The sequence below is a fragment of the Winogradskyella poriferorum genome, from assembly GCF_050618035.1.
In the GTDB taxonomy this organism is placed as follows: Bacteria; Bacteroidota; Bacteroidia; order Flavobacteriales; family Flavobacteriaceae; genus Winogradskyella; species Winogradskyella poriferorum_A.
The window spans coordinates 1-208 of sequence record NZ_JBODPY010000348.1 but is presented as its reverse complement, the minus strand read 5'-3'; the positions used below and the strand labels follow the sequence as shown (position 1 = coordinate 208).

1 pseudogene is annotated in these 208 nt (G+C 37.5%); it reads left to right on the top strand.

The features are described 5' to 3' along the window. Positions 1 to 208 (top strand): annotated as a pseudogene (locus ACRHOC_RS16030) (RluA family pseudouridine synthase); the annotation flags it as partial.

Sequence of the window (208 nt, the reverse complement as noted above, 5' to 3'; positions counted from 1 at the left end):
CAGTATGCTAATAAGACTAGTGAGAGAGAATATGTAGCATTGGTTTGGGGAAATGTTGAAGCTGATGAAGGCAGTTTTGAAGGTAATATCGGAAGACATGCAAAAAATAGATTACAGAATACGGTATTTGAAGATGAAGAAGCAAAAAAAGGCAAACCAGCTGAGACACATTACAAAGTCATGGAACCGTTTGGTTATGTCACTTTGG